Consider the following 3,326-nt stretch of genomic DNA (forward strand, 5'->3'; position numbering starts at 1 on the left):
CAACATCACCGACGAGGCCCAGGGCAACGAGGGCGCGCGCCTGCGCACCTGGGACAACCGCATGTCCTTCCAGTTCACCCTGGAGGCCAGCGGCCACAACCCACGGCCCACCAAGGCCCACAGGCTGAAAAACCGCGTGGGCCACAAGTTCTCCTACTATCCGGGCCTGCACGGCGGGGCCATCGCCTGCTGCGGGTGCGGCCGCTGCATCAGAAGCTGCCCCGTGGGGGTGGACATCCGTCAACTCGTGCTGGCCGCCGTGGAACGCGCCCGGGAGTTAAGCCATGACTAGCCTGCCCAATCCCTACCTGCCCGACATGGCCACCATCGTGGAGACCGTGCAGGAGACCCCCAACATCAAGACCTTCCGCGTGCGCCTGGACAGCGAGGCGCGCCGAAAGGCCTTCACCTTCCAGCCCGGTCAGGTGGGCCAGCTCTCGGTGTTCGGCACGGGGGAATCCACCTTCGTGATCAACTCGCCGCCCACGCGCATGGACTACCTGCAGTTCAGCGTCATGCGCGCGGGAGAGGTGACCGCCGCGCTCCACCGCCTGAACGCCGGGGACCGCATCGGCGTGCGCGCCCCCCTGGGCAACTGGTTCCCGTACGAGTCCATGAAGGGCAAGGACATCGTGTTCATAGGCGGCGGCATCGGCATGGCCCCGCTGCGCACGCTGCTGCTCTTCATGCTGGACAACCGCAAGGACTATGGCAGGATACGCCTGCTCTACGGCGCGCGCAGCCCCGAGGACATGGCCTTCAAGGCCGAGCTGCCCGAGTGGCTTGGCCGCGACGACCTGGAAACCGTGCTGACCATCGACCGCGAGGCCCCGGGCTGGGAGCACCGCGTGGGGCTCATCCCCAACGTGCTGCGCGAGATGGCCCCACCGGCCGGGAACGCCGTGGCCGTCACCTGTGGGCCGCCGATCATGATCAAATTCACGCTCCAGGCCCTGAAGGACCTTGGCTTCGCCGACGGCCAGATCGTCACCACCCTGGAGAAGCGCATGAAGTGCGGCGTGGGGTTGTGCGGGCGCTGCAACATCGGCGAGAAGTACGTCTGCGTGGACGGACCCGTTTTCACCTACGAGCAGCTCAAGGAGCTGCCCAACGAACTCTAAATCCAGCGGAGGCTCTATGGCGGAGTTTTTCAGCGCGGCGGACGTGGTGGGCGCGGCCGTCGAAATGGAACGCAGGGGGCAGGCGCTCTACGCCCGCCTGGCTTCGGAGGCCTCGGACCCCACGGTGAAGCGCTTCTTCGAGAGCCTGGCCGCCGAGGAGCGCCGCCACGAGCAGCTCTTCACGGCCATGGCCGGGCGCGTGGGCAAGGCCGAACTGCCCGCCTGGAGCAGCATGGAGGAGTACAGCGACTATCTGGACGCGCTGCTCGATTCCCACGCCCTCTTCTCGCCCGGCTTCGCAGACGCCCTGGCCGCCCGCGCCGGGGAGCTGGAAGGCGCGGTGCGCGGGGCCATGCAGCTGGAGAAGGATTCCATGATCTTCTTCCAGGAAATGCTCCATCTCATCGCCAGTTCGGAGCATTCCTTCATCCTGGAGTGCATCGAGGAGGAGCGCCGCCACCTGCGTCAGCTCTCGGCGCTCATCAGAAAATAGCCGGGCGGGCCCGCGCCGCCCCGAGGAGGGCGCATGTTTCTGGAGGAGTTCAGCCTGGACGCGGCCGGCGTGTTCCCCCACCCCGGCCTGGCGCCCACCGTCCACCGATCGTTGCCTGGCGCGGAGGCGCTCCCGGGAGCGGCCCTGTTCCTCGCCTCGGACCTGTTCCCGGCCGCGTCGCTCCGGCGCAGGCGTCGTCTGGAGCGAGAGCCCCTGGCCATGGCCGGAGAGGGGCTTCCGGCCTGGTACACCGGCGAGAGCCTGGACCAGTTCGACCAGGACGTGTTCCTGGCTTGTGTCCTGGCCGCGCTGCGCGGGGAGGGGCCTGCCGGGGGCTCCATGCGCCGCTTTCTGGCGGTGCTGGGCCGCCGGGCCACGCGGGCGTGCCTGTCCCGCCTGGAGGCGAGCCTGTTCCGGCTGGCCACGGGGCGCGTGGAGCTGCGCGACCAGCGCTTCAACTGCTGCGTGCAGCTCCTGGAGACCGTGCTGGTGGACCGGGAGCAGGGCGTTTTCCGCGCCCAGGCCTCCCCGGAGGCCGTGGACGCCCTGCGCGACGTGGAGGGGCTGGGCCAGCTGGCCCGGCTGCGCTACGGCATGGTGCCGGGACCCTTGTCCAAGTGGCTGGCGGGATATATCCTTGCCGTCGGCGGGGGGCCCCTCCTGCTGGAACCGGCCGAGGTGCGCGCCCTGTGCGGCCAGCAGGCGGCGGACCTGAGGATATTTTCCGCAAGGGCCTCGGCGGCCTTGAGAAGCCTTGAGGAATTGGGCTATATCCACATGATGATTCATTTCCATGACGATCGCATCATGATCCGCCGGGGCAACGGGGACGCCGCCCCCTCCCCTCGCGGTCCCGCATGGTGAAGCGCCCCATGAACGTCACGAAATTCGCCATCCCGGAGATCATCTTCGGGCGCGGCTCCATGGTGCACGTGGGGCAGTGCGCCCGCAGGCTGGGTGCAAGACGGGTCTTTCTCGTCAGCGACGAGGGGCTGGAAAAGTCCGGCTGGGTGGAGCGCGTCCAGACCATTCTCGAGGCCGAGAGCCTGGAGTGGGTCTACTACGGCGACGTGAACTCCAACCCGCGCGACTGGCAGGTCAGCCACGGCGCAAAACTCTACCTGGAGACCGGGGCGGACGTGATCCTGGCCATCGGCGGGGGAAGCCCCATCGACGCGGCCAAGGGCATCGCCATCCTGGCGGGCAACGGCGGCTCCATCGCGGACTACGAGGGGGCCAACCGCATCGAACGCCCCCTGCCGCCCACCATCTTCCTGCCCACCACGGCGGGCAGCGGGTCGGACATCTCGCAATTCTGCATCATCACCGACGTGGAGCGCCAGCTCAAGATGTCCATCATCAGCCGGTCGCTGGTGCCCAACATCTCCATCATCGATCCGCTCATCCTGCTCACGAAAAGCCAGGAGCTGATCATCGCCTCGGCCATCGACGCCCTGGCCCACGCGGTGGAGTCCTACGTGTCGCGCATCGCCTCGCCCTTCACGGAAATCCAGGCCCTGCGCGCCATCGAGCTGATCATGCGCAACCTCCGGCACGCCGTGGAAGACCGCGACCTGGACGCCCTGGAGCAACTCTCCATCGCCAGCACGGCGGCGGGCATGTCCTTCAGCAACGCGGGCCTGGGGGCCGGGCACGCCCTGGCGCATTCCCTGGGCGGCATGTTCGACATCCTCCACGGCCTGGTGCACCCC

5 protein-coding genes are annotated in these 3,326 nt (G+C 68.3%); all 5 read left to right on the forward strand.

Going from position 1 to position 3,326, the window contains the following annotated elements; genetic code table 11:
- Window positions 1-292 (forward strand): 4Fe-4S dicluster domain-containing protein (locus ACV4UX_RS17200; RefSeq protein WP_491594510.1); only part of this gene is annotated, 292 nt, incomplete at its 5' end.
- Window positions 285-1,121: an FAD/NAD(P)-binding protein gene (locus tag ACV4UX_RS17205; protein WP_173080110.1), complete on the forward strand. Its 837-nt coding sequence runs from the start codon at window positions 285-287 to the stop codon at window positions 1,119-1,121. The genes ACV4UX_RS17200 and ACV4UX_RS17205, both read left to right, overlap by 8 nt.
- 16 nt (window positions 1,122-1,137) lie before the next feature.
- The gene (locus tag ACV4UX_RS17210; RefSeq protein ID WP_491594511.1) at window positions 1,138-1,614 is read left to right on the forward strand and encodes a ferritin-like domain-containing protein; all 477 of its coding nucleotides are present in this window, start codon (window positions 1,138-1,140) and stop codon (window positions 1,612-1,614) included.
- A 33-nt stretch (window positions 1,615-1,647) separates the two neighbouring features.
- Window positions 1,648-2,478 (forward strand): hypothetical protein, encoded by an 831-nt coding sequence (locus ACV4UX_RS17215; protein WP_491594512.1) that lies wholly within the window; start codon window positions 1,648-1,650, stop codon window positions 2,476-2,478.
- Window positions 2,479-2,486: 8 nt separating this feature from the next.
- A partial coding sequence (locus ACV4UX_RS17220; protein WP_491594513.1) for an iron-containing alcohol dehydrogenase occupies window positions 2,487-3,326 on the forward strand: 840 nt, incomplete at its 3' end.

The organism is Fundidesulfovibrio sp., from assembly GCF_058402725.1.